This window comes from Micromonospora sp. KC723, assembly GCF_004348595.1.
In the GTDB taxonomy this organism is placed as follows: domain Bacteria; phylum Actinomycetota; class Actinomycetes; order Mycobacteriales; family Micromonosporaceae; genus Micromonospora.
In genome coordinates this window covers 16,020-38,098 of the sequence record NZ_SMKD01000002.1, presented here as the reverse complement: position 1 = coordinate 38,098, position 22,079 = coordinate 16,020, and the positions used below count along the sequence as shown (strand labels likewise).

Genomic DNA, 22,079 nt, shown 5'->3' with positions numbered 1-22,079 from the left:
GCATGCGGCCGGCTTGGCTACTGGCTTGGCTACCGGGTGGACTGGATGGTCCGCACCGGCGACCTGCAGCTGCTGGACTACGCGTAGGTCAGTCGGACCGCAGCGTGAACGCCCTTGTCGGCAGTGCCGCGAGTTCGTCGGCGCTCGAACACTGGCTAAGCGTGATGGCTCGGAGCGGTCAGCGTCCGCGTTGGCGTCGCGGGGTGCGGCGGGCCGGGTATCAGCTGATCGCGGGATGCGCCGGAGCTGTTTCCGGTGCGGGAGCTATGGGATGCCGGCCGTCTCGGCGTGGTGGGCCGTGGGCCGGGGCGTCACCGCGTATCGGCTCAGGGTAAGCAGGGGAAGCGCCAGCGCGGCCAGGGTGAGGCCCAGCACCGCTACCGCGATCATCGCGCCCCGCAGGCCGGTCGCGGATGCCCATAGTCCGACATAGACCGGTCCCAGCAGGAATCCGAGGTAGGACACGACCGTCACGATTGAGGTCGCACGCCCGCGTGAGGACTCGACGGCGTTGCGCGAGACAATGCTCAGCAACGTGGGGAACAGTGCGGCGGTCCCGGCAGCGGCGAGGACGAGTCCGGTCAGGGCGACGGGCACGGACGGGGCGCGCGCGAGGATCGTCGCGCCGGCGGCGGCCGCGACGGACCCGAGGACGAGGACCTTCCGGGCGTGGGCGGGGTTCAGCGTGCTGGCCGCGACGCGGGTGATCGCGACGACGGCGGCGAACGCCGCAGGTGCGATCGCGCTGAGTCCGGGTCCGGCAGCCAGGACGTCCTGCAGGAAGACCGCCCCCCAGCTCTGGTGGGCGTTTTCGCTGGCGAACGCGAGCGCGCCGAGCGCACCCACGAGGAGCAGCGGCCAGAGCGGCATCCGGATGCCGCTCTGGCCGCTCGGTGTGGCCGGCTCCGGACTGGACACGCCGGCGGGTAGGGCGCGGTGGATGGCGGCACCGGCCAGGGCCGACAGCAGCAGCACGACCGCGAACGGGACCCACGTGGGTGCAGCGTGGGCGAACGCGGCGCCGGTGCCTAGGCTGGACACGACGACCGCGGTGGAGAACACCGCGCCGGCCCGGGTGATGATCGGCCGGCCGGAGCGCTGCTCGGCACGGCCGCCAGCCGAGTTCATGGCCACGTCGACCGCGCCGCTGGCCATGCCCACGACGACGAGCCCGGCACAGAGACTGACGAGCCCGTCGGCCGTGATGGCCGCTGTGAGGCCTGCCCCACCCAGGGCGACGACCAGGAGGGCGGTGCAGCGCAGCCCCCACCGGTCGAGTGCCCGGCCGGTCAGGAGCATCGCGGGCAGCGCGCCGGCGCTGATGAACAGCAGTGCGGTGCCGAGTTGGGCGTCGTCGAGGCCGGCCTGATCGCGCACGCTTGGTACCGCTGAGCCCCAGGTGCCCCAGAACGCCCCGAACATGGCTGACGCGAGGTAGGTGGCCGTGACCAACTGCTGGTGCGGCGAGGCAAGGTGCATTGTGTAACGCTACACAGATAGGATCTTCGTATGCAAGCGCGTCGACCCACGTCTCGTCGAGTGACGATGAGTGACGTGGCCCGCGCGGCCGGCGTGTCGCCGATGACCGTGTCGTACACGTACAACCAGCCGGATCGGGTCTCCGCCGAGAGTCGGGCCAAGGTGCAGCAGGCCGCTGCGGTGCTCGGTTACGCCGGACCGGATCCGAGCGCGCGGTCCCTGCGTTACGGCGCCACGCGCACCCTCGGCGTCGTGCTCGGCGAGCACCTCACCTACGCCTTCGACGACCCGCAGGCCGTCGCCTTCCTCGCCGGCATCGCAGAGGTGTGCGCCGAGCGTGGGTGCGGGCTGCTCATCGTGCCGACCGGCACCGGCGACGACGACCGCAACCGTGTGGTCGCCGCGGCGGTGGACGCCTACGTCGTGTGGACGACCACGGACGACGACCCGGTGCTCGCCGCAGCGTGCGGCACCCGCCGCCCGGTCGTCATCCACGGCGGGCCCGACCGTGACGGCACGACGCTGGTGGGCATCGACAACCGCGCGGCGGCCCGCGCGGCGGGCGCCGAGGTGTTCGCGACCGCCCGGCGTCCGGCCGTGCTGAGCTTCCCCATCGACCGGAATCGTCACACCTTCGTGCGCTGCGGTGTCGATCCCGACACCGTCGCGTACCCGGTCACCCGTGACCGGCTGGCCGGATATCGCGATGCCGCCCGGGATCTCGGCATCGACTGGTCCCAGGTGCCGGTGGGCGTATGCAGCACCAACGACATGGCCGAAGCCCGAACGGTCATGCGCCAGCTGCTAGCCTCGACGCCCCGCCTCGACGCCGTCGCCGCCATGAGCGACCACCTGGCGCTCGCCGCCCTGCGGGAGGCGGCCAGCCCGCTGCGTGTCAGCGGCTGGGACGATTCGGACATCGCGCGGGAGCACAACCTCACGACGGTGGCCCAGTCGCTGCGTGAGCAAGGGGCAGCCTGCGCAACCGCGGCGTTCGGTGATCCAGCACCGGATCACCGCGGCGCCTGGCGACTGGTTCGGCGGGCATCCACCGGCGGCTGACCCGCTGCGCCGTCCAGTTCGCTATCTCTTGCCCGGCGCGTTGCCAGACAGTCCACCGGCCCTCGGCTCGCTCGGTGGCTGAAGTTGCCGTGGAGCCCGGGTCCGTCGGCATGGCGTCAGACGCCGCACATTACGAACTCGGCCAAATCGTGAGGATCCACACCCATGCGACTGGATTTGGCCTCGGCGAGCAGCACGGGTACGTCAGTAAGATCCGATGGCGCTCATCGACACGTCCGGACGTCGGCGGCCGGCAAGCACCTCACCTTCGGGGCGAGCGCTTCGCGGCATGAGCGAGCGTGCGGCCGCGCGGACCGCGGGCTACTCGCATGAGATCTGGCACGGGGTTCGGGTGCCCGTCCGCGGGCGTGGTCTCTTGGGTGCCGTGGCTACCGTGTCGGTGTGGATGCCGATGTAGTGGTGGTCGGAGCTGGTGCGGCCGGGCTCGCCGCGGCCAGGCGGTTGGGCGGGGCCGGCAAGCGGGCGGTGGTGTTGGAAGCACGCTCTCGGATCGGGGGCCGGGTGCACACTGATCGGGATTTCGCCGGATTTCCGGTCGAGCGAGGCGCGGAGTTGCTGCACGGCTCACGTAGCCCGTCGCGAGTGTTGGCGGACGCCGCTGGTCTGACCGTGCTGCCGGCGATGTCAATGTGGCGCGCTCGTGTCGTGGACGAGGGCCGGGTGCGGCGGTTGTTGCCGTGGCTGTTGCCGACGATGGGACGGTACCTAAGTCTGGCGCGGACCGTCCGTTCGGGGGACATCGACCCCGACGTGTCGCTCGGTGAGCTGCTGCGGGGCCGCAGCGCTGACGGACGACTCGGCCGTCTGGCGGTCGGCGTGGCCAATGACGCGTGCACCGACCTGGACGGCTTGAGCGTGCGCTACCTGGCACGGGTGATGGCCAATGGCGAGGAGACCGGTCGGCATTCGCGTGTCGCGGAGGGCTACGACCGGCTTCTTGACTACGTCGCCGCCGGCTGCGTGATTGTCCGAGACGCCCCGGTCACGGCGGTGTGCTGGATGCGCGATGGCGTCCGGGTCGAGGCCGACCGCTGCTACCGCGCGCGGCGAGCGATCATTACCGTACCGCTCGGCGTGCTCAAGGTCGGCATGGTGCGGTTCGATCCACCGCTGCCGCCCGCGAAAGGCAAGGCAATCGCCGGGTTGGCTATGCATCCGGGCATCAAGGTGCTGTTGCGCTTCACCAGCCGGCTGTGGCCGGCCGGCGCCAGCTACGTCCTGCTCGACGAGGACATTCCCGTGGTCTGGCCGGCCCACGCCGACACACCGGTGCTGACGGCGTTCGTCATGGGACCAAGAGCAGCGGCCCTGCGCCGACCGCCGGGTCCAGTCGAGCGGGTGGTGTCCGCGCTGGTTCGGGTCTGGGGCGAACGAGTACGCCGCGCCCTGGCCGACGCCCAGGTAGTCGACTGGGGCGCGGACCCGTGGACCCTGGGTGGTTACTCATCCGAGCCGCCTGGCGCTGGTCATCAACGCGCCGCGCTCGCCGCGCCGTGCGGGCCGCTGCACTTCGCCGGTGAAGCCACCGACGACGTCGCGCCAGGTACCGTCAGCGGCGCCCTCCGCTCCGGCGAACGCGCTGCCGACGAGATTGTCCAGCTCGACAGCGCAGCCGCACCCCGATAGCTCCCGATGCGCGCTCATCGGTAGCTCAGGTGCCCGGGCGTCGCGGAGCGCCGACTACCCGCAGTGAGGGGTGGTGTGCGACTGGTGTGCACGGACGGCGGCAACTCCAGATGCCGTAGGTCGCGCTCGACTTGCATCGTGGCCCGTCTGGTGCACTTGATCATGAAGGCGCGGATTACGGCGAGTTCGGATCCCGGGTAGGCTCAGCCGGCCTAGCCAGCGCAACTCGGCCGCCTCCCGGGCCGCCAGGACGCGCGACTTGAACGACATCGGGCGACCGGGAACATCCGGAGGTTCCGGGTGCTGCCGACCCGGGCCTCACCAGCCGCCTCCCGGATGAAGGGAATCCACTGCGCATAGCGTGGAGAGTCGATCAGCACCTGCCAGATTGCTGCGGCGTCGCGTCGATATCCACCTGTGTCGAGATCTCGCGCATCGGTCCTCTTTCGGCAAGAGCTCCATCCTGACATCAGTCGATCGGTGGGAGGATCGTGGGTTCCGCGCCCGGGAATCGCCCAGGGCTCATTCAGAGTCGACGGGGGAGGAACCGCTAGTCAGCGGTCGTCGAACCGGCGGCTGACGACAGGGTCGCCGCACCTGGCGCACCGCCCCACCGTCACACGGGCCGACGGACAGTCCGCGGCGCGGGCCTCGGTTGGCGGCATCTGGGTAAGCACAGCTGCCACTCGACGCCCCGGCGATCAGCCGAGTCACCCAGGGGCCGGACGATGACCGACCCGGGATGGTCGACGTCAACGAGCCGAAGTGTCCGGACCTGCCTTGCGGTTCTCCGGCCGAGGAATGCTGCCGCAGCGCCGACCACCGCTCCACGAGATGCTCTGGGTCCCGCAGGCGGGTCGTACGGCTCCGGCCAGTATTCGGTGATCCGGTCAATGAGGCCCTGCTCGCCTACCTCAACCCAGACGCGGGCGGTCTGTTCCTTCCTACCGAACGTCAAGCCGCGACGGCGCGAGGCTGCCATAGGCGACCACGCGACGCACTCGCAGGTGCCAGTTCACCTGGGTACTCCATGTTGACCTGAAGGAACGCGGACCTGCTTCGTCGAAGGCTGGAGCCGCAGCCGCCACCACCAATGCACCGACCACGTGTTGACCTACACGAGCCACACGCGCTGACCGTGGTCGGCGAGTACGCGGACCACTTCAACGACCACCGGCCACACCAAGGCCGGCAGCAGCGGCCACCCAACCACGACCCGGCCGTCAGCCGAAGCCCTCACCTGGCGAACCTTGCCGCTGCCCGCCGCGCGGTGGCCAGCAGCAGCCCGGCGAGTCCCACCCAACCGCCGATGAACAGCACGGCCTTGGCCAGGGTGGCGAGTGAGTTGGCGAGGCTGAGTACGCTCAGCGGCTGCGGCTGCCCGGCGATCAGGACCAGCGCGGTGAGGTTCTCGACGGCGTCGGCGATCGGGGCGAGCACGAACGCGGCCGTCGTGCGCCGACCGAGCCGGTCGAGCCAGCCGCCGGGCGGCTGAGCACGCCATGCGAGCACGCTGAGCGCGGTGAAGCAGAGCAGCGTGCCGATGATGATGGTGATGTCGACGACCTGGACCCAGCCGAACAGGTCGAGCGTGCCCTTCGCCGCCAGATGGTCCAGCGCGGCACGCTTGCTCGCCAGGTCGAAGGTGACCGGGACACCACCCCAGCCTGCACCCGGGTAGCCGACCCGGCTGAACAGCGCCTCGGTGAACGACCCGCCGACCATCATGACCAGGAAGCCGGCGACGCACCAGGCGCCTACGAAGACGGTGCGGGGGACGGTCCGCAGGGTGACAAGTGGCTTCATGAGCCGTGACGCTACGACTGCGGACACCGCACTACCATCGCCTCACGTTGCAGATACCTGGCGTCCGGTGACACGGGAGGGTGGCAGGTGGAAAGGATGGCCGAGGCGGGTCCGTCGGTCTGCGTCGCGGTGGTGGCGAACACCGCCCGCTCGCTGGTCGCGGTCGGGGCCGATCCGGCCGCCGTCGAGCAGGTGCTCGGGTTCGCGCTCGACCAATACATCGATCCGGACGCGCACGTCCCGCTCGCCACGCTGGCGCGGCTCGAACGCGCGGCGCCGGACCTGACCGGCGACCCCGCGGTGGCGCTGCGGCTGGCCGGCCGATGCGCCGCCGACGGCGATGTCGGCGCGATCGGGCAGCTGGCGGCGCACAGCCCATCGCTGCGCGAGGCGCTGCGCCTGGCGGTCCGTCACGCCAACGTGCTCGGTACGGGTCTGCGGCTGGCGCTGCGGACCACGACCGACCGGGCCGAGCTGAGCTACCACCGCACCGAGGCGGCCTCGCGCACGATGCACGGCGCCGAACTGGCGCTCGGCGAGATCGCCACGACGCTCCGGTTTCTGGCCGACGGCGCAGACATCGACCTGCGCGCCGACTTCCGGCACGAGCGGCCCAGTCATGCCGCCGCCTACGCGGCGGTCTTCGGCGATGGCGTGTGCTTCGGTCAGGCAGAAGACCGGATCACGTTCGTCGCCGAACTCCTCGACCGGCCGCCGCCCCGGGCGCAGAGCTACCTGTTCGCTGTGCTGCGCGAGCACGCCGTGACACTCGCCGAACGCGTCGCGGCCACCGGCGCCGACAGCCGACAGGTGCGCGAGCACATCGTCACCCGACTGCCGTTCGGACCACCCACCGCCGAGGCCACCAGCCGGGCGCTCGGGATCAGCCGGCAGACCCTCTACCGCCGGTTGCGGACCGAAGGCACTACGTTCGAGCAACTGCTCGACACCACGCGGCACCGGCTAGCACTGGAGCACCTCGGCAACCCCCGGTACACCCTGCACGAGATCGCCACCCTGCTCGGGTTCGTCGAGTACAGCTCCTTCCACCGCGCCGTGCGACGCTGGACCGGGCACAGCCCGCAGACGTACCGGCGCGGCATCGGCGTGCGACCCTAAATCTGTCACGGCGGGATTCTCCTGCCAGGACATCAACTACGCCGGAGAACGCGTCGGATCACCGGCGAGCACTCCAGCGTCTGGAACCACGTCGGCGCCGCCCACCGCCACGCTGAGTGTGATGAAGACGGTGAATACCGCGATCATGATGACGGCGGCGCTGGTCACGACTCCGGCGCTGGCGGCGATGGCGTCGCGGGGGTCGGCGGTGGTTGTCCTGCGCTCGCGGATTCGGCTGAGGATGAAGATGTGGTAGTCCCGCCGTAGGCGGCACCGATCGATAGCAGGTTAGGAACGATCGACGCGATGGCAATGGCCAGCGATCGGAAGGCAGCGACCAACAGTACGAAGGCCACTACGAGTACGGAACGAAGACGAAGACGAGCGGCGTCCGGGCCGCCACCACGGACGTGAGATCGTGGGCGACGGCGGTGCGACCGGCGACGGCGTAGCCGATGCCGATGCCGATGCCGTCGAGGGTGCCGAGGGTGGCGGGCAGAACGTCGTCGCGTAGCTCTTTCGCAACGCCCGGGTTCGACGCGGTGTCGGTGCCCGAGCCGGGCAGCGGGACGCGTACCACCACCACGTGGTCGACCTCGACCACCGTGACCGGCACCGCGATGCGGCGCTTCAGGTCGTCGAGTGCGGTCTGCGCAGCGGTGCTGTCGACGGCGTCACCGTAGACGTTCCAGATGACGACCCTGGCTGGGCTGGCCGCGCCTGGAAACACCGCCTGCATCCGGACTGCCGCGTCGACGGTGGGGACGCTGCGCGGCAGGCTGTCGGTAACCGACGCGTCCTGCGACCTCATGCCGCTTCGGGTTGGATACGACGTTGCTCAGGTCGGGCCGTTCGTGCCGCAGTTCCTCGGTGGCGGGCATCGATGATTTACTGCCGCGGGCACGTACCCCGGTCGATGACCTCAACATCGTCACCGACCCCCGACTCGACCAGCAAGGGCTACGGACACCGGCCACCAGCCCGTACCCATTCGTCCGCCACCTGCCCACGAGCAGACTCGGACAACATTGGCCGCCGTCGTCACCGACGATCTGGACCGGTGGACCCGTGTCGGCGTCCTTGCGGCCATCGCCCAGCACCCCAACGCCGACCGGCCTGTCCTCACTGACAAATCCTGGACCGCACGCGGCCCTGCTCGGCCATCGACCAACCCATCTCATCACGAAGGATGGACCGTGGCATCCGCCGCGGGCTGGCCAGCCGACCCAGCAGCTATACCCAGTTGGCCCGGAGGCCAGCGAGCACACCGCACTGATTGCCGCCATCCGTGCGCGTCAACCGCGCGTCGCCCCTAACTGCGGGTGGTCGGCGTCCCGAGCTGTCGCCCTGGCACGTCCTTGCCGGCCGGGGCGCGGCACCACCTATGGAGGCGGGATTGCGCCAGCGGATGTAGGAGCCGGTCCGGCGCTGGCCGTGGCTGCCCGGGCGGCCAGGTCCCGCAGGTATGTGAGCAGCTCTGGCGGCTCGTGCACCTCGAACTCGCACCCCAGGGTCAGCAGCCGCCAGGCCGTCCATTCCAGCGTGTCGGTGTGGCTGCTGAGCCGGCAGCTGCCCGCGTCGATAGGCACAAGGTCGCCGGGGGAATCGCCGACCCGCCCAGCCACCTTCTCGACCGGCGCGTACAGGGTGGCTACCGTCCGGTAGACCGGCGTCCGTTCCAGCAGCTTCGCGGTGACGTACGCCGCCGCGTCCGGCGCCGGAAGCTCCCGCCGCGCGGTGCGCACTCCGATGCTGCGCGGCTCACCGATCCGGTCGACCCGGAACATGCGCCAGTCGTCCCGGTCGTTGTCGTACGCCACCAGGTACCAGCGCCGCCCGGCGGACACCAGCCGATGCGGTTCCACCCGCCGCTCGCCGTCTGTGCCGTCGTACCGGCGGTACCTGAACCGCACCCGCTCACGGTTCGTGATGGCCGCCGCCAGGGTGGTGAGCCGCTCCGGGTCGACAGTGGGCCGGTCCCAGGTCAGCATCGGCTCGGTGGCGGCGCCCAGTGCACCGACCCGGTGCCGCAGCCGGTACGGCAGCACCTGTTCCAGCTTCGCCAGGGCGCGTACCGACGCCTCCTCGATGCCGGCGACCGCGTGCCCCGCCGCTGTGCGCAAGCCCACCGCGATCGCCACCGCCTCGTCGTCGTCGAGCAGCAGCGGCGGCATGGCCTTCCCGGCGACCAGGCGGTACCCGCCGACCGCGCCCATCGTGGCCTGCACCGGATAGCCCAGGTCGCGCAGCCGCTCCACGTCGCGGCGGACGGTACGCAGGCTCACACCCAGGCGGCTCGCCAACTCGCTGCCCGGCCATTCGCGCGGAGTCTGCAGCAGCGACAGCAGGGTCAGTAGCCGGCCGGCTGTATCGGAGGACATGGTCCAAGAATGCCAGCCATGTGTGCCAGAGTCTGACCTACATGGGTCCTAGCGTGGTCGGCATGAGACCCTTCCGGATCGACATCCCGCAAGCTGACCTTGACGACCTGCACGAGCGCATCGCCCGTACCCGGTGGACCCGGCAGTTGCCCGGCGACGGCTGGAGCCGCGGGGTGCGGCTGGACTACCTGCGGGAGCTGGCCGACCACTGGGCCACGGGGTACGACTGGCGGGCGGCCGAGGCCCGGCTGAACGAGTTCTCGCAGTTCCTCACCGAGATCGACGGGCTGCAGGTGCACTTCCTGCACGTCCGCTCGCCGGAGCCGGACGCGCTGCCGCTGATCATCACGCACGGTTGGCCGAACTCCTTCGTGGAGTTCATCGAGCTGATCGGCCCGCTGACCGACCCACGGGCGTACGGCGGTGATCCGGCGCAGGCCTTCCACGTGGTGGTTCCCTCGGTGCCGGGTTTCGCATTCTCTCAGGCACCGACGCACACCGGGTTCACCATCAACCGGGTGGCCCGGATGTGGGCCGAGCTGATGCGCGGGCTGGGCTACGAGCGGTACGGCACCCAGGGCGGCGACCTGGGCGCGTACGTCGCGCCGGAGGTGGCCGCGGTGGATCCCGAGCACGTCGTGGGCGTGCACATCGACGGCGGGTTCGGCTTCCCGACCGCGGCCGACGTGCCCGACATGAACGAGGCCGAGCGGGCCGAGTGGGAGGTGATGCAGCAGTGGATGAGCGCCGGCGTGGACCATCACGCGCTGCTGCGGGCCTCGCCGCAGACCTTCGCGTACGCCTGGGACGACTCGCCTGTCGGGCTGCTGGCCTGGATGACGCAGAAGTTCAAGGAGTTCGCCTTCATGGCTGAAACGCCGGACCAGGTCATCGCCCGGGACCACATGCTCACCAACGTGAGCCTGTACTGGTTCACCGGCACGTCCGGGACGTCCTCGTGGCCGATGTACGAGCGCGTGACCGCGCACGCCGACGGCGTGTTCGCCTGGCCCAAGGGTCAGAAGCGGGTGCCGTCCGGCGTGTACGGAGGCGGCTCCGCCCTGATGCGACGCCTGGCCGAGCGAGACAACACCATCGTCCACTGGCCGGAGCAGAACCCCGGTAACCACTTCGTGGCCATGGAGCATCCGCAGGCACACGCGGCCGACATCCGTGCCTTCTTCGAGAAGGTGCGATGACGTCTTCGACCTGACGCCAGACGTGCGCCTGGCGCCCGGAGCGGCACGCGCTTCGAGTGCCGGTGCCCGCCGGCCACCTCGCCCGGGTGGTGTCCGCGATGCGCGGGGCGCACGCGCAGGTGGCCTCGGCCGCCGAGCTGTCGGTCGGGCTGCGGGTCGACGGCACCACGCGTACCACCGTGCGGGACGCGCTGTGGACGGACAACACGCTGGTCAAGACGCGCGAGCAGCGGCACGTCCACCTGCTCGCCGCCGTGGACCTGCCGGTGTTGGCCGGCGCGCTGTCAGCGGTGCCGGCCGCGCCATTCACGCAGAACGGCGAGCCGTTTGCTCACCGCGGAGCAGATCGACCTGGTGGTGGCGGCCATCGCGGACGCACTGCGCGACGCCGAGCTGACCGAACACATCGTGGGCCGCACCGGCCCGGGGGCCGGGACCGCGTGATGGACGCGTTCAGACGTGACCAGTTCGTGCGGGCTGCGGGTGTTTCGGCGATGTCGGGATGGATGGCCACCCTGGCGATGATGCGATACTTCCTCAAGTAGAGGATCTTGCGAGGCCGGTTGCCGGGGTGTTGGGTGCTGGTGTGCCCGTGGCGACATCGGTAGCCGGTGCGCTGGCTGACCCGGTGGGCTTCCATCCTTCGGCCTGAGCGAACACTTTGTGAGCCGCCGGGCAAAGATAAGCATGTTGACACAACGATGGGTGGCGGCTGCCGTGGTGGCCGCCACGCTGCTGGGTACCACGATTGCCTGGACCGCACGCAGCGGAAGCCACCGCGAAGATCGCCGCCCCACGGCTGGCGCGCGAACAGGCCGTGACGCTCCTGACCGGCGACCGGATCATATTCCACGGTGACAGCCGGCGCCTTGAGGTCGACCGGGCGCCGGGGCGCGAGAAGGCGAGTTTCCTGACCCGGTGGGAGCGCGGGACCCTGCATGTGGTGCCGACGGACGCGGCGGCGCTGCTGGGCAGCGGCCGGCTGGACCCCCGGCTGTGCGACGTCACCCGCCTGCTTCGCGCGGGCGACAACCCGCCGCTGGTCGTGGAGGGCGATGCGCGGCGGGTACGTCCGGAGGGGCGTGCCGCGCTCTGGCGGGACCTCGCCGCGGGCCGGCTCTCGAAGGTCCGGTTGGACGAGCCGGCTCCGGTGGCCGCGATGCCGGACGCCGAGACGTACGAGCTCACGATCCGCTACCTGGACCGAATCGGTCGGCCCGCGACGGACTACACCAGCTTCGCTCAAGCGCTGGACGGGTCCGGCACCGAGACGCTGTACGACTCCAGCGGCACCGTCACGGTCCGGCTGCCGCGCGGTCGCTACCAGCTCGGCACGTTCATCCCCCACGCTCCGGCGAGACGGTGCAACGCGACGGGACGCGTCAACGCGTCAACGCGAGGTGTCAACCCGTGTCCACCCCATGGAGATCGCGGCGCTCGTCACGCTGGTCAACGACTGGGGGAGCCGGCCCAGAGAAGTGGGCCACCGGGAACAACCGGAGGCCGACCCGGAAGAGCGGCAGGTGGCGATCGACATCGCCGACCGCTTGTATGCGGTTTTCGCGGATGACGACGCGGTTGGCCGCGCGACGGCAGTGACGGCGATGCTCGCCGAGACTGGAGTACGGCCCGAACTGACCGTTGCCGCGGACGCGCTGACGGCGTCCTGGTACGTGCCCCGGGAGCCGGACGTCCTACTCGCCTCGGCCGCCCTCGCCCTGCGTGACCACTTGGCCGCCAAGCCGGAGCGGCTCGGGGTCTGTCATGACCGGCACTGCGCCGACGTCTACGTCGACGCCTCACCCGCCGGTCACCGCCGGTTCTGCTCGCTCACCTGCCAGAACAGAAGCCGAGTGGCATCCTTTCGGAAACGAAAGCGACGCGCTGCTAGATGAGGGCGACGCGGGCCAACGTACTGGCTGCCCGCGCCATCCGCCTCGCACGCTGCTTCCGGCTGCGCGCGCCCGTGTCGGCGCATGGTCGAGTGACCACCGTGACGCCACAGGAGGCGGCGCAGACGCCACTGGGCCGCGGAGTACCGGGAGTTCGTGTCCGCCTCCCACACGGAGCCGTCGTCATCCTGACGAAGGGTGCTTGAGCAGGTACGCGGCGGCGTGTGGTGCTCTAGACATGGCGAGCCCGAGCAGCGGTCAGGAGAGCCGGATCGTGGCGCCGGCCAGCGTGCTGCCGTCCACCGGGTCGATGGCGATGAGCCGGCCGGTCTGCCGGTTGCGGTGGTAGTCGTCGACCACCAGCGGCTCGGGGGTGCGCAGCCGGACCCGGCCGATCTCGTTGCTGGTCAGCCGTTCCGCCTCATGGCGGCGCAGCATGTTGACGTCGATGCGGTACTCGATGCGCCCGACCACCGCCGGCACGGTCCGGGTCAGGTGTTTGACGAGCACCCGGTCACCCTCGCGCAGCGGTGAGCGGGCCATCCAGCACATCATCGTGTCGAGGTCCTGGGTGACGTGCGGCTGGTTCTGCGGCCGGGCCAGCACGTCGCCGCGGGAGACGTCGATGTCGTCGGTGAGCCGTACCGTCACCGACATCGGCGCGAACGCCTCGTCCGCCGGCCCGGCCGGGGTGTCGATGCCGGCGATTTGGCTGGTCCTGCCGCTGGGCAGGACGACCACCTCGTCGCCGGTGCGCAGCACCCCGCTGGCGATGCGCCCGGCATAGCCGCGGTAGCTGGGCTGCCGGATCACGCACTGCACGGGAAACCGCGGGTCGACCAGGTTGCCGTCGGCGGCCACGTGCACCTGTTCCAGGTGGCTGAGCAGGGTCGGGCCGTCGTACCAGGGCATCGCTCCGCTGCGGGTGACCACGTTGTGTCCGGTCAGCGCGGAGATCGGCAGCGCGGTGATGTCGGGCGTGCGCAGCCGCGCCGAGAAGTCGGTGAACTCCTCGTCGATGCGGCGGAACGTCTGCTCGTCGTAGCCGACCAGGTCCATCTTGTTCACGGCGACGACCAGGTGCGGCACGCCGAGCAGCGAGCAGATCAGGGCGTGCCGTCGGCTCTGTTCGGTCATGCCGTGCCGGGCGTCGACCAGCACTACGGCCAGCTGTGCGGTGGAGGCGCCGGTGACCATGTTCGGCGTGTACTGCACGTGCCCCGGGGTGTCGGCGATAATGAACTTGCGGCGGGCGGTCGCGAAGTACCGGTACGCCACGTCGATCGTGATGCCCTGTTCCCGTTCGGCCCGCAGCCCGTCGGTCAGCAGCGCCAGGTCCAGGTCGCCGGTGCCGCCGCGCCGGCTGGCCCGGGCGACCGCCTCCAGCTGGTCCCGCAGGACGGCGCGGCTGTCGTGCAGCAGCCGGCCGATAAGCGTGCTCTTGCCGTCGTCGACCGAGCCGGCGGTGGCCAGGCGCAACATCTCCATCAGAAGTAGCCCTCTCGCTTGCGGTCCTCCATGGCTGTCTCGTTGACCCGATCGTCGGCGCGGGTCGCGCCACGTTCGGTGAGCCGGCTGGCGATCAGCTCGCGCAGCACCGCGGCGCTGCCGGTGGCGTCAGAGAGGACCGCGCCGGTGCAGGTCATGTCGCCGACCGTGCGGAACCGCACGGTACGGGAGACGACCTGCTCGCCGGGCCGGCGCGGCAGGAACCCGGTGTCGGCGAAGAGCATGCCGTCGCGTTCGAAGACCGGCCTCTCGTGGGCGTAGTAGAGCGGCGGCAGCGGCAGCTCCCGATCGGCGATGTACTGCCAGACGTCGAGCTCGGTCCAGTTCGACAGGGGGAAGACCCGCAGGTGCCCGTCGGCCGGGATCCGGGTGTTGTAGAGGTCCCACAGCTCGGGCCGCTGGTTCTTCGGGTCCCACTGGCCGAACTCGTCACGCACCGACAGGATGCGTTCCTTGGCGCGGGCCTTCTCCTCGTCGCGGCGGGCGCCGCCGAAGAGCGCGTCGAAGCGGTACTTGGCAATCGTGTCCAGCAGCACCGGGGTCTGGATGGCGTTGCGGGAGGTGGCGCCGGGGGACTCCCGGACGGTCCCGGCAGCCAGGGCGTCCGGGACCGAGCCGACCACCAGTTCCACGCCGAGCTGTTCGACGTAGCGGTCGCGGAACCCCAGCACCTCCGGGAAGTTGTGCCCGGTGTCGATGTGCACGACGGGGAAAGGTACGGGCGCCGGCCGGAACGACAGCGCGGCCAGGTGCAGCAGCAGGATCGAGTCCTTGCCGCCGGAGAAGAGCAGCGCCGGGTTCTGCGTACCGGCGACCACCTCCCGGATGATCTGGATGGCCTCGGCTTCCAGCGTCTCCAGGTGGCGCAGCCTGAGCAAGCTGGTCACTGTCGTTCCCCTCCCGGCGCGGCGGCCGGCACCAGCTCGGCCAAGGCGGTTCTGAGTACGGTGGTCGCCTTCGTGAACTCGGCGATCACGATGTGCTCGTGCTCGGAGTGGTCGAGGGCGCTGTCACCGGGGCCGTAGGTGGCGATCGGCACGTCCCAGACCTCGGCGAGGGTGTTCATGTCGGAGGTGGCGGTTTTGAGTTTGGGCTGTGGCGTGGCCCCGGCCCGGCGGATGGCGGCGCACAGCGCCCGGACCACCGGGTCGCGGCGTGACGAGCGCACGGCCCGGACCTCGTTGCGGACCTCGACGACGCCGTCACCGGCCAGCTCGTGCAGCCGGGTGATCAGGGCCTCGCCGTCGAATCCGGGCGGCGTGCGGTAGCTCATCTCCAGCCGTGCGTCGACGGTGTCGCCGGTCAGTTCGCACAGGGTGACGCCGGGCAGGCCGAAGGAGGAGTGGCTGAGCTGCGGCCCGGCGGCGGCCGTGGCCGCGGTCCAGAACGCGGCGGCCGCCTCGACGGCCTTCTCGGCGGGGTTGCTGGGGTGGGTGGCGGCGCGGTGCACCCGGTAGCCGATGTCCAGCTTGCCCTTGTAGCCGAGAACCACGTTCGACCAGCCGCTGGGCTCGCCGATGACGACGGCGTCCGGGCGCTCCCAGGTGCGGCGCACATGGACGGCGCCGCGCGAGCCGGGGGTCTCCTCCTCCACCACGCCCGCCACCAGCAGGGTGCCGGGGAAGGTGGGTCCGGCCACGGCCGCCGCTGCGATCATGGTGGCCAGCGGGCCCTTGGCGTCGACGGCGCCGCGGCCGTAGAGGCGGGTTCCGGTGCGGCGTACCGGCAGTGGGTCGTCAACGGTGTCCAGGTGACCGATCAGGGCCACCGTGGGCCCATCGCCGGTGCCGGTCTCGCCGATCACGTTGCCGACCTCGTCGATGCGTGACCGCAGGCCGTATCGGGGCATCTCGCCGGCGAGGAAGTCGGCCAGATCGTGCTCGTCACCCGAGGGTGAGGCGACGGTCAGCATCCGGTGCAGCAGGTCGACGGCGCTCCGATCGTCCATGTCAGCCTCGCTCCCGCAGGCTCACGACGGTCCCGCTGCCGTCCAGGGCCTCCCGGACCGGTTTGCCGCCGCGCCCGTCGGCAACGACCACCCGGCGTACCCCGCCGATCAGGGCCTCGCGGGCGGCGACCAGCTTGAGCGCCATCCCGCCGCGCGCCCAGCGCGGCGGCGCGCCGTCCGCGTCGACCTCGACCCGCGCCAGGGTGGACCCGGGGTCGCCGGGATCGGCCTGCACACCGGCGGCGCCGGTCAGCAGGACCAGTTCGTCGGCGTTCAGCGCCATCGCCACGGCGGCGGCGACCCGGTCGGCGTCGACGTTGACCACCTCGCCGTCGCTGGTGAGCGCGGGCGGCGACACCACCGGAACCATGCCGCGGTTGAGCAGGTCCTGCAGCAGGTCCCGTTCGACGGTCTCGACGGTGCCGGCGAGGTTGTCACGCACCAGCACGGTACGGCCGTCGACGACGGCGCGCTGGGCCCGCTTGCGGCGGGCCCGCAGCAGGTGACCGTCGAGGCCGGTCAGGCCGACGGCACGGACCCCGCGCCGCAGCAGCGAGCGGATCAGCCGGGGTTTGACCGAACCGGCCAGGGCCAGCGTCACCACCTCCATGGTGCGCGCGTCGGTGCGACGGGTGGCGACACCGTCGGGGGCGACGTGCTTTCGCTGGGGTACGCCCATCTGGTCGGCGAGGCGTTCGATCTCGGCGGAGCCGCCGTGCACGACGACCACCCGGTGCCCGTCCTGGACCAGGGCGGCGATGTCGTCGATCACCGCGTCGGCGTCGACCTGCGCGTTGCCGCCGACCTTGACCACGATCACCGGTGCCTCGCTCTGCTGTTCTTGGGGGGACATCGGGCCCTCTCTCGGTGACGGTTGCGGTGCGATGAGGTGCAGTGGGATGGATCAGACCGGGTGCAGGCCGGGGAAGCCGAGTCCGAGCGTCTCCGGCCAGCCCATTCGGATGTTGAGTGCCTGCACGGCGTTGCCGGCACCGCCCTTGACCAGGTTGTCGAGCGCCGCCACGGCGAGGATCTGGCGGTTCTCCTCCCGGACGGCGAAACCGACGTCGCAGAAGTTGGAGCCGGTCAGGATCTTCGGTTCGGGCAGCCGGTAGGCGCCGCGCCGCTGGGCGACGACCCGCACGAACGGCTCGTCGGCGTAGTGGGTTCGGTAGGCGCGGCGTACGGTGCGTTCGTCGGCGCCGTCGCGCAGGGTGGCCCGGCACAGCACCTGGACTCCGCGGACCGCCTCGACACCGGTGGCGGTCATCGTGGGGCGTACCCCGCAGGCCTGGGCTATCTCGGCCTCGTGGCGGTGCCCGGCGGGAGCGAAGACCCGCATCGCCCCGCTGCGCTCGGCGTGCAGGTTGTGCTCCCCGGCGGCGGCCCCGGACCCGCTGGAGCCGGTCCGGGCGTCGATGACCACGTCCGGGTCGATCAGGGACGCGGCGGCCAGGGGACGCAGCGCCAGGATGGCGGCGGTCGCCATGCACCCGGGCACGGAAATCCGATCGGCGGTGCGCAGCCGCTCACGGGCCATCTCCGGCATGCCGGTGACGAACTCGCCGAGCAGTTCCGGAGCGGCGTGGGCCGTACCGTAGTGCCTCTCGTAGTCGCCGGCGTCGGTCAGGCGGAAGTCGCCGGCCAGGTCGACGATGACCGTGGCGGTGCCGGCGAGACGGGGCAGCAGGGACATGGTGGAGCCGTGCGCGGTGGCCAGGAACAGCACGTCGTAGGAGTCGAGCTCGTCCTCGCCGCAGAAGGTCAGGTCGGTGACCTTGCGCAGGTTGGGGTGCACCCCGTCGACGCGTCTGCCGCCCAGCCGGCGCGAGACGGCCGCGGCCAGCTCGACGTTCGGGTGCCCGAGCAACAGGCGCAGCAGCTCGCCGCCGATGTAGCCGGAACCGCCGACCACTGCCGCGCGCATCATGCGGCCACCCGGGCCGGCACCGGCGCGTCACGCAGCACCAGGTCGGCGATCGCCCCGGCCACGTTGCAGCCGTCGCCGAGCGCCCGCTGGAGCCCGGCGAACTCGACGCCGCTGTTGACCTCCAGCACCAGCAGCCGCCCGTCGGCGTCCTCGACGACGTCCACACCGGCGATCGCGGCACCGACTGCCTGGGCCGCCCGCACCGCCAGGTCGGCGAGTCCGTCGTGCAGCTCGCACGAGGTGGTGGTCGCACCGCGGGCCACGTTGGTGCGCCACGTGTCGGCGTTGCGGTAGGCGGCGCCGACCGCGCGGCCGCCGACCACCACGACCCGGATGTCGCGGCCCGGTTTGTTGACGAACTCCTGCAAGTAGATCAGGTGGGCCTGGGGTGCGGGCAGGGCGGCGCAGTGCTCCAGGACGGCCTGTGCCGCGTCGGCGTCGCGGATCAGCGAGACCCGCCGGCCCCATGACGAGCTCAGCGGTTTGAGCACCACCGGGTAGCCCATCACGGCGATCTGGTCGAGGGCCGCCTCCGGGGTCAGGGCTAGGGCGGCTGCTGGGGTGGGCACACCGGCGGCGGTCAGCGCGGTCGAGGTCAGCCACTTGTCACCGCAGGTCGCGATCGCGTGGCTGGAATTGAGGGTGCCGATGCCCTGGGTCTCCAGGCTGGCGGCGGCGTACCGGGCCCGGGTCGCGGAGATCTCCCGGTTGAGGACGAACCGCCAGGGCGGCGGCTCGGCCAGCGGGAACCGCAGCCGGCGGGCATCGACGTGGACGACGTCCGCGCCGCGGGCGGAGAAGGCGGCTAGCAGGGCCTTCTCCTCCACCCGCAGGCGCGACGCGAGCAGTGCGATGGGACCGTTCACTCCCCCCAGTCCTCCTCGGCCTCCGGCGCGATCGCCAGGATCAGCGGCTCGACCGAGACGACCTCGAGTTCGCTGCGGCAGTCGCCGCACTCGAGGATCTCGCTCAGCCGGGTTCCGGACCCCACGGTCAGGCCGTTGTCGCATTCGGGACATGCGGTGGTCATGGTGCTTTCCTCTCCCTGGTGATGCGTGACATCACCGCGTCGACGACGGCGTCGGCGGTGATCCGGTAGTGGGTGAGCAGGTCCTCGTGGGATCCGGCGTGCTGGGCGAAGGTGTCCGGCATGCCGATCCGGGCGACCGGCGTCGGCTGGTGCTCGGCCAGCGTCTCGGCGACCGCGGCGCCGAGCCCGCCGCAGTGCCAGTGCTCCTCGACGGCGACCACCAGGCGGGTGCCGGCGGCCGCGTCGAGCAGGCCGGCCACGTCGAACGGGCGCAGCGTGTGCACGTTCAGGACGGTGGCGCCGACGCCGAGCCCGGCGAGCGTGTCGGCGGCCTGCTGCGCGTAGTGCACCGGGTAGGGGCCGGTGGCGGCGATCAGCACGTCGGGGCCGGTGCGCAGCCGCTGCACGGTGCCGACGACTGGCAGCCCGGCGTCGTCCGGCAGGTCGGGAGTGGCCTTTCGGCCGAGCCGGGCGTAGAGCGGGCCGGGCAGGTCCATGGCGGTGTCGACGAGCGCCCGGGTGGCGGCGGTGTCGGCCGGGACGACGACTGTCATGTTCGGCAGCGCCCGCATCACCGCCAGGTCCTCCAGGCTCTGGTGGGTGGGGCCGAGATAGCCGGCGGAGAGGCCGCCGTGGGTCGCCATGATCCGCACCGGTAAGGCGTTGTAGGCGATGTCGATCTTCACGCTCTCGGCGGCCCGGGACGCGGCGAACGCAGCCATCGTGTTGACGAACGGCATCCAGCCGCTGGCGGCCATGCCGGCCGCCATGCCCATCAGGTTGTGCTCGGCGATGCCGATGTTGAGGTACCGGCTGCCGGCGTCACCGAACTCGGAGCCGGTGAACAGCCCGGTGTCGGTGTCGATGCAGACGGTGCGCGGGTGCTGCGGCAGCAGTTCGGCGAGCCGGTCGCGGTAGGCGTGCCGGGTGGACGCGTCAGCCATTGCGGTCCCCTCCGGCCGCCCGGCGCAGCGCGGACCGGGCCCTGGCGTGCTGGCGCTCGTTGAGGGCCACGTAGTGGCTGCGCGGGGTGCCTGCCACGAACGGCACCCCGGCGCCCTTGGTGGTGCGGGCCACCAGCACGCTGGGCCTGCCAGGCTCCCACGGGGCGCTCGCCAGCGCGTCGCGTACCCCCTCCAGGTCCTGACCGTCGACCTCGGTGACCGACCAACCGAAGCTGCGCCACCGCTCGCCGACCGGTTCCAGTCGGCAGATCGACTCGGTGCCGCCGGTGAGCTGCAGGCCGTTGCGGTCGACGACGGCCACCAGGTTGTCCAGGCCCAGTCCGGCCGCACCCATCGCGGCCTCCCACACCGAGCCCTCCTGCAGTTCGCCGTCGCCCAGCACGACGTAGGTGGTGCGCTTACTGCCGGCCAGCCGGGCCGCCATGGCGAACCCGATCGCCAGGGCCGGTCCGTGACCGAGCGAGCCGGTGGGCATCTCCACGCCCGGGATCGAGCGGGTCGGGTGGGCCATGAACCGGCCACCGCTGCGGGCGTACCCCGCCAGCTCCGCCGGGTCGAAGTAGCCCCGCTCGGCCAGCGTGCAGTACAGGCCGATGCCGGCATGGCCCTTGCTGAGCAGGAAGATGTCGCGGTCCGGGTCGTCGAGGCGGTCCGGGTCTACGCGCATCACGTCGAAGTAGAGCGCGGTGAGCACCTCGACCAGCGACAGCGAGCCGCCGAGGTGGCCGCCCTCCGGGCCGGCGCAGACGTCGACGATGCGTTCCCGGATGCGGTGCGCGTGCTGGTGCAGCGTGGTCAGGTCGGGGGCGGTGACGGTCATGACGCGGCCCTCGCCAGGGTGACCAGGGTGTCGCGGTGCGACCATACCTTCTCGAACGCGTCGGCGTAGAACTGCAGCAGCGGCCCGCTGGTCGGGTCCAGATGGCGTTTCTGCAGCGTCAGCGAGTCCTTGATGACCGCCTCGGCGACCGGGTGCCCCGCCGGAGCGAACGGGGCAGCGCCGTCGAGCGCGGCCCACGGGTACCCGCGTCCGAATCCCTCGCGCTCCCGGAACACCGTCTGCTGAGCAAGCGTGGTCAGCTGATACTGCGACAGGGGTACGCCCTCCGCGCGCATCACGCGCCGGATCACGGCTCGCAGCGCGGCCGGGGCGACCTCGGGCAGGCCCAGCGCCGCCGGGTCGAACCGGAACCGCAGGATGTGCCATGCGTGGCTGCTGTACTCACGCCGCGCCGGCACCTGGATGCCGGGCAGCCCGCGCAGCCGGTCCAGGAACGCGGTGACGTTGGCCTGCCGCTGCGCCTCGTAGCCGGGGAACCGCGCCAGTTGGCTGGCGGCGAACGCGGCCTGCACCGGGTTGAGCTTGGCGTTCCAGCCGAGCCGGTAGGAGACGTAGTCGCGGGACTTGCCGGCCTCGATCACCTCACCGAACTGGCGGATCATCCGGGCCCGGTCGGCAACCGCGTGGTCGTCGGTGGTGATCAGGCCGCCCTCGCCGCACGTGGGCAGGTTCTTGGTGACCTGCAGGCTGAACGCGGCGGCGTCGCCGAGCGAGCCGACGGCCCGGCCGCGGTAGGTGGCGCCGTGCGCCTGGGCGGCGTCCTCGACGACGGCCAGCCCGTGCCGGTCCGCGAGCTCACGCAGGGGGTCCATGTCGGCGGGCATGCCGTGCAGGTGCACCGGCAGCAGCGCCGCGGTGCGGCCGGTGATGCGCCGGGCGACGTCGACCGGGTCGAGGGTGAACGTCACCGGGTCGACGTCGGCGAACACGGGTACGGCCATCTGGTGCAGCGGTGCCAGGGCGCTCGCGATGAAGCTCAGCGCCGGCACGATCACCTCGTCACCGGGGCCGATGTTGAGCGCGGCGAGGGCGATCTGCAGCGCGGTGGTGCCGTTGGAGACGCCGACGCAGCGGGCCGCGCCGACATGCTCGGCGAACCGTGCCTCGAGGTCGTCGACGGCGGTCGGGGTGTCGCTGTTCGACACCAGCGAGTCCCCGTCGAGCACGCCGAGGACGGCCTTGCGGTCCTCCTCGGTAATCACTGGCCAGCTGACGCTACGCCGGTCCCGAGGTACGGCCGGGTTGCCACCGAGGACGGCGAGCTTGTCCAC

Annotated in this window: 21 protein-coding genes; 6 read left to right on the top strand and 15 right to left on the bottom strand. The window is 71.3% G+C overall.

Translation table 11 applies throughout. The annotated features are described in order from the left end of the window. Nucleotides 1-264: 264 nt before the first annotated feature. On the bottom strand, nt 265-1,422 hold the full coding sequence (locus tag E1165_RS01005) for an MFS transporter (RefSeq protein ID WP_207916382.1): 1,158 nt from the start codon (nt 1,420-1,422) through the stop codon (nt 265-267). Nucleotides 1,423-1,545: 123 nt separating this feature from the next. Here E1165_RS01005 and E1165_RS01000 point away from each other — a divergent pair, with 123 nt between their 5' ends. After that, a complete protein-coding gene (locus E1165_RS01000; RefSeq protein ID WP_132386720.1) occupies nt 1,546-2,541 on the top strand; it encodes a LacI family DNA-binding transcriptional regulator in 996 nt (331 codons plus the stop codon). 402 nt (nt 2,542-2,943) lie between these two features. Next, nucleotides 2,944-4,188: an NAD(P)/FAD-dependent oxidoreductase gene (locus E1165_RS00995; protein ID WP_165945086.1), complete on the top strand. Its 1,245-nt coding sequence runs from the start codon at nt 2,944-2,946 to the stop codon at nt 4,186-4,188. 1,236 nt (nt 4,189-5,424) lie between these two features. On the opposite strand, the gene E1165_RS28730 is transcribed toward E1165_RS00995, so the two are convergent. Beyond that, complete coding sequence (locus tag E1165_RS28730) at nt 5,425-5,994, bottom strand: hypothetical protein (RefSeq protein WP_165945083.1); 570 nt, start codon at nt 5,992-5,994, stop codon at nt 5,425-5,427. A 96-nt stretch (nt 5,995-6,090) separates the two neighbouring features. Here E1165_RS28730 and E1165_RS00985 point away from each other — a divergent pair, with 96 nt between their 5' ends. Beyond that, complete coding sequence (locus E1165_RS00985) at nt 6,091-7,113, top strand: AraC family transcriptional regulator (protein WP_132386714.1); 1,023 nt, start codon at nt 6,091-6,093, stop codon at nt 7,111-7,113. Between the two features lie 36 nt (nt 7,114-7,149). Here E1165_RS00985 and E1165_RS30570 read toward each other — a convergent pair whose 3' ends face one another. From E1165_RS30570 to E1165_RS00970, 3 genes are all read right to left on the bottom strand, one after another. Further along, nucleotides 7,150-7,344 (bottom strand): hypothetical protein, encoded by a 195-nt coding sequence (locus E1165_RS30570; RefSeq protein ID WP_371687287.1) that lies wholly within the window; start codon nt 7,342-7,344, stop codon nt 7,150-7,152. A gap of 124 nt (nt 7,345-7,468) precedes the next feature. After that, nucleotides 7,469-7,924 carry a hypothetical protein gene (locus E1165_RS29370; protein ID WP_207916379.1) on the bottom strand — a complete coding sequence of 152 codons (456 nt, stop codon included), beginning with the start codon at nt 7,922-7,924 and terminating at the stop codon, nt 7,469-7,471. Between the two features lie 571 nt (nt 7,925-8,495). Beyond that, nucleotides 8,496-9,494 (bottom strand): YafY family protein, encoded by a 999-nt coding sequence (locus tag E1165_RS00970; RefSeq protein ID WP_132386712.1) that lies wholly within the window; start codon nt 9,492-9,494, stop codon nt 8,496-8,498. Nucleotides 9,495-9,556: 62 nt separating this feature from the next. Here E1165_RS00970 and E1165_RS00965 point away from each other — a divergent pair, with 62 nt between their 5' ends. From E1165_RS00965 to E1165_RS28725, 3 genes are all read left to right on the top strand, one after another. Continuing rightward, a complete protein-coding gene (locus E1165_RS00965; protein WP_132386710.1) occupies nt 9,557-10,693 on the top strand; it encodes an epoxide hydrolase family protein in 1,137 nt (378 codons plus the stop codon). A 98-nt stretch (nt 10,694-10,791) separates the two neighbouring features. Further along, nucleotides 10,792-11,238 (top strand): DNA glycosylase AlkZ-like family protein, encoded by a 447-nt coding sequence (locus E1165_RS00960; RefSeq protein WP_132386708.1) that lies wholly within the window; start codon nt 10,792-10,794, stop codon nt 11,236-11,238. Nucleotides 11,239-12,114: 876 nt separating this feature from the next. Beyond that, nucleotides 12,115-12,588: a CGNR zinc finger domain-containing protein gene (locus E1165_RS28725; protein WP_165945085.1), complete on the top strand. Its 474-nt coding sequence runs from the start codon at nt 12,115-12,117 to the stop codon at nt 12,586-12,588. A gap of 255 nt (nt 12,589-12,843) precedes the next feature. Here E1165_RS28725 and E1165_RS00950 read toward each other — a convergent pair whose 3' ends face one another. The 10 genes from E1165_RS00950 to E1165_RS00905 are packed head-to-tail and all read right to left on the bottom strand — an operon-like array spanning nt 12,844 to nt 22,079. After that, nucleotides 12,844-14,073 (bottom strand): sulfate adenylyltransferase subunit 1, encoded by a 1,230-nt coding sequence (locus E1165_RS00950; RefSeq protein ID WP_132386704.1) that lies wholly within the window; start codon nt 14,071-14,073, stop codon nt 12,844-12,846. Then, a complete protein-coding gene (gene cysD, locus E1165_RS00945; RefSeq protein ID WP_132386702.1) occupies nt 14,073-14,981 on the bottom strand; it encodes a sulfate adenylyltransferase subunit CysD in 909 nt (302 codons plus the stop codon). Before cysD ends, E1165_RS00950 begins: the two co-directional genes overlap by 1 nt. Continuing rightward, nucleotides 14,978-16,042 (bottom strand): M20/M25/M40 family metallo-hydrolase, encoded by a 1,065-nt coding sequence (locus tag E1165_RS00940; protein WP_132386700.1) that lies wholly within the window; start codon nt 16,040-16,042, stop codon nt 14,978-14,980. The genes cysD and E1165_RS00940 overlap by 4 nt, the downstream gene beginning before the upstream one ends. Nucleotide 16,043: 1 nt before the next feature. Next, on the bottom strand, nt 16,044-16,895 hold the full coding sequence (locus E1165_RS00935) for a [LysW]-aminoadipate kinase (RefSeq protein ID WP_132386698.1): 852 nt from the start codon (nt 16,893-16,895) through the stop codon (nt 16,044-16,046). Nucleotides 16,896-16,946: 51 nt separating this feature from the next. Next, nucleotides 16,947-17,972, bottom strand: a complete 1,026-nt coding sequence (argC, locus tag E1165_RS00930; protein WP_132386696.1) for an N-acetyl-gamma-glutamyl-phosphate reductase — start codon at nt 17,970-17,972, stop codon at nt 16,947-16,949. Beyond that, a complete protein-coding gene (gene lysX / locus E1165_RS00925; RefSeq protein WP_132386694.1) occupies nt 17,969-18,838 on the bottom strand; it encodes a lysine biosynthesis protein LysX in 870 nt (289 codons plus the stop codon). The genes argC and lysX overlap by 4 nt, the downstream gene beginning before the upstream one ends. Further along, the gene (locus E1165_RS00920) at nt 18,835-19,002 is read right to left on the bottom strand and encodes a lysine biosynthesis protein LysW (protein WP_132386692.1); all 168 of its coding nucleotides are present in this window, start codon (nt 19,000-19,002) and stop codon (nt 18,835-18,837) included. The genes lysX and E1165_RS00920 overlap by 4 nt, the downstream gene beginning before the upstream one ends. Then, complete coding sequence (locus E1165_RS00915) at nt 18,999-19,946, bottom strand: transketolase family protein (protein ID WP_132386690.1); 948 nt, start codon at nt 19,944-19,946, stop codon at nt 18,999-19,001. Before E1165_RS00915 ends, E1165_RS00920 begins: the two co-directional genes overlap by 4 nt. Next, entirely contained in the window at nt 19,939-20,787 is an 849-nt protein-coding gene (locus E1165_RS00910; protein ID WP_132386688.1) for a transketolase, read from the bottom strand. Before E1165_RS00910 ends, E1165_RS00915 begins: the two co-directional genes overlap by 8 nt. Beyond that, nucleotides 20,784-22,079 carry a DegT/DnrJ/EryC1/StrS aminotransferase family protein gene (locus E1165_RS00905; protein ID WP_132386686.1) on the bottom strand — a complete coding sequence of 432 codons (1,296 nt, stop codon included), beginning with the start codon at nt 22,077-22,079 and terminating at the stop codon, nt 20,784-20,786. The genes E1165_RS00910 and E1165_RS00905 overlap by 4 nt, the downstream gene beginning before the upstream one ends.

Coding starts and splice junctions, on each gene's coding strand:
- E1165_RS01005 (WP_207916382.1), bottom strand. CDS start 1,422: ATGTTCGGGGCGTTCTGGGGCACCTGGGGCTCAGCGGTACCAAGCGTG.
- E1165_RS01000 (WP_132386720.1), top strand. CDS start 1,546: ATGAGTGACGTGGCCCGCGCGGCCGGCGTGTCGCCGATGACCGTGTCG.
- E1165_RS28730 (WP_165945083.1), bottom strand. CDS start 5,994: ATGAAGCCACTTGTCACCCTGCGGACCGTCCCCCGCACCGTCTTCGTA.
- E1165_RS00985 (WP_132386714.1), top strand. CDS start 6,091: ATGGCCGAGGCGGGTCCGTCGGTCTGCGTCGCGGTGGTGGCGAACACC.
- E1165_RS29370 (WP_207916379.1), bottom strand. CDS start 7,924: ATGAGGTCGCAGGACGCGTCGGTTACCGACAGCCTGCCGCGCAGCGTC.
- E1165_RS00970 (WP_132386712.1), bottom strand. CDS start 9,494: ATGTCCTCCGATACAGCCGGCCGGCTACTGACCCTGCTGTCGCTGCTG.
- E1165_RS00965 (WP_132386710.1), top strand. CDS start 9,557: ATGAGACCCTTCCGGATCGACATCCCGCAAGCTGACCTTGACGACCTG.
- E1165_RS00960 (WP_132386708.1), top strand. CDS start 10,792: ATGCGCGGGGCGCACGCGCAGGTGGCCTCGGCCGCCGAGCTGTCGGTC.
- E1165_RS28725 (WP_165945085.1), top strand. CDS start 12,115: ATGGAGATCGCGGCGCTCGTCACGCTGGTCAACGACTGGGGGAGCCGG.
- E1165_RS00950 (WP_132386704.1), bottom strand. CDS start 14,073: ATGGAGATGTTGCGCCTGGCCACCGCCGGCTCGGTCGACGACGGCAAG.
- E1165_RS00940 (WP_132386700.1), bottom strand. CDS start 16,042: ATGGACGATCGGAGCGCCGTCGACCTGCTGCACCGGATGCTGACCGTC.
- E1165_RS00935 (WP_132386698.1), bottom strand. CDS start 16,895: ATGTCCCCCCAAGAACAGCAGAGCGAGGCACCGGTGATCGTGGTCAAG.
- argC (WP_132386696.1), bottom strand. CDS start 17,972: ATGATGCGCGCGGCAGTGGTCGGCGGTTCCGGCTACATCGGCGGCGAG.
- E1165_RS00920 (WP_132386692.1), bottom strand. CDS start 19,002: ATGACCACCGCATGTCCCGAATGCGACAACGGCCTGACCGTGGGGTCC.
- E1165_RS00915 (WP_132386690.1), bottom strand. CDS start 19,946: ATGGCTGACGCGTCCACCCGGCACGCCTACCGCGACCGGCTCGCCGAA.
- E1165_RS00910 (WP_132386688.1), bottom strand. CDS start 20,787: ATGACCGTCACCGCCCCCGACCTGACCACGCTGCACCAGCACGCGCAC.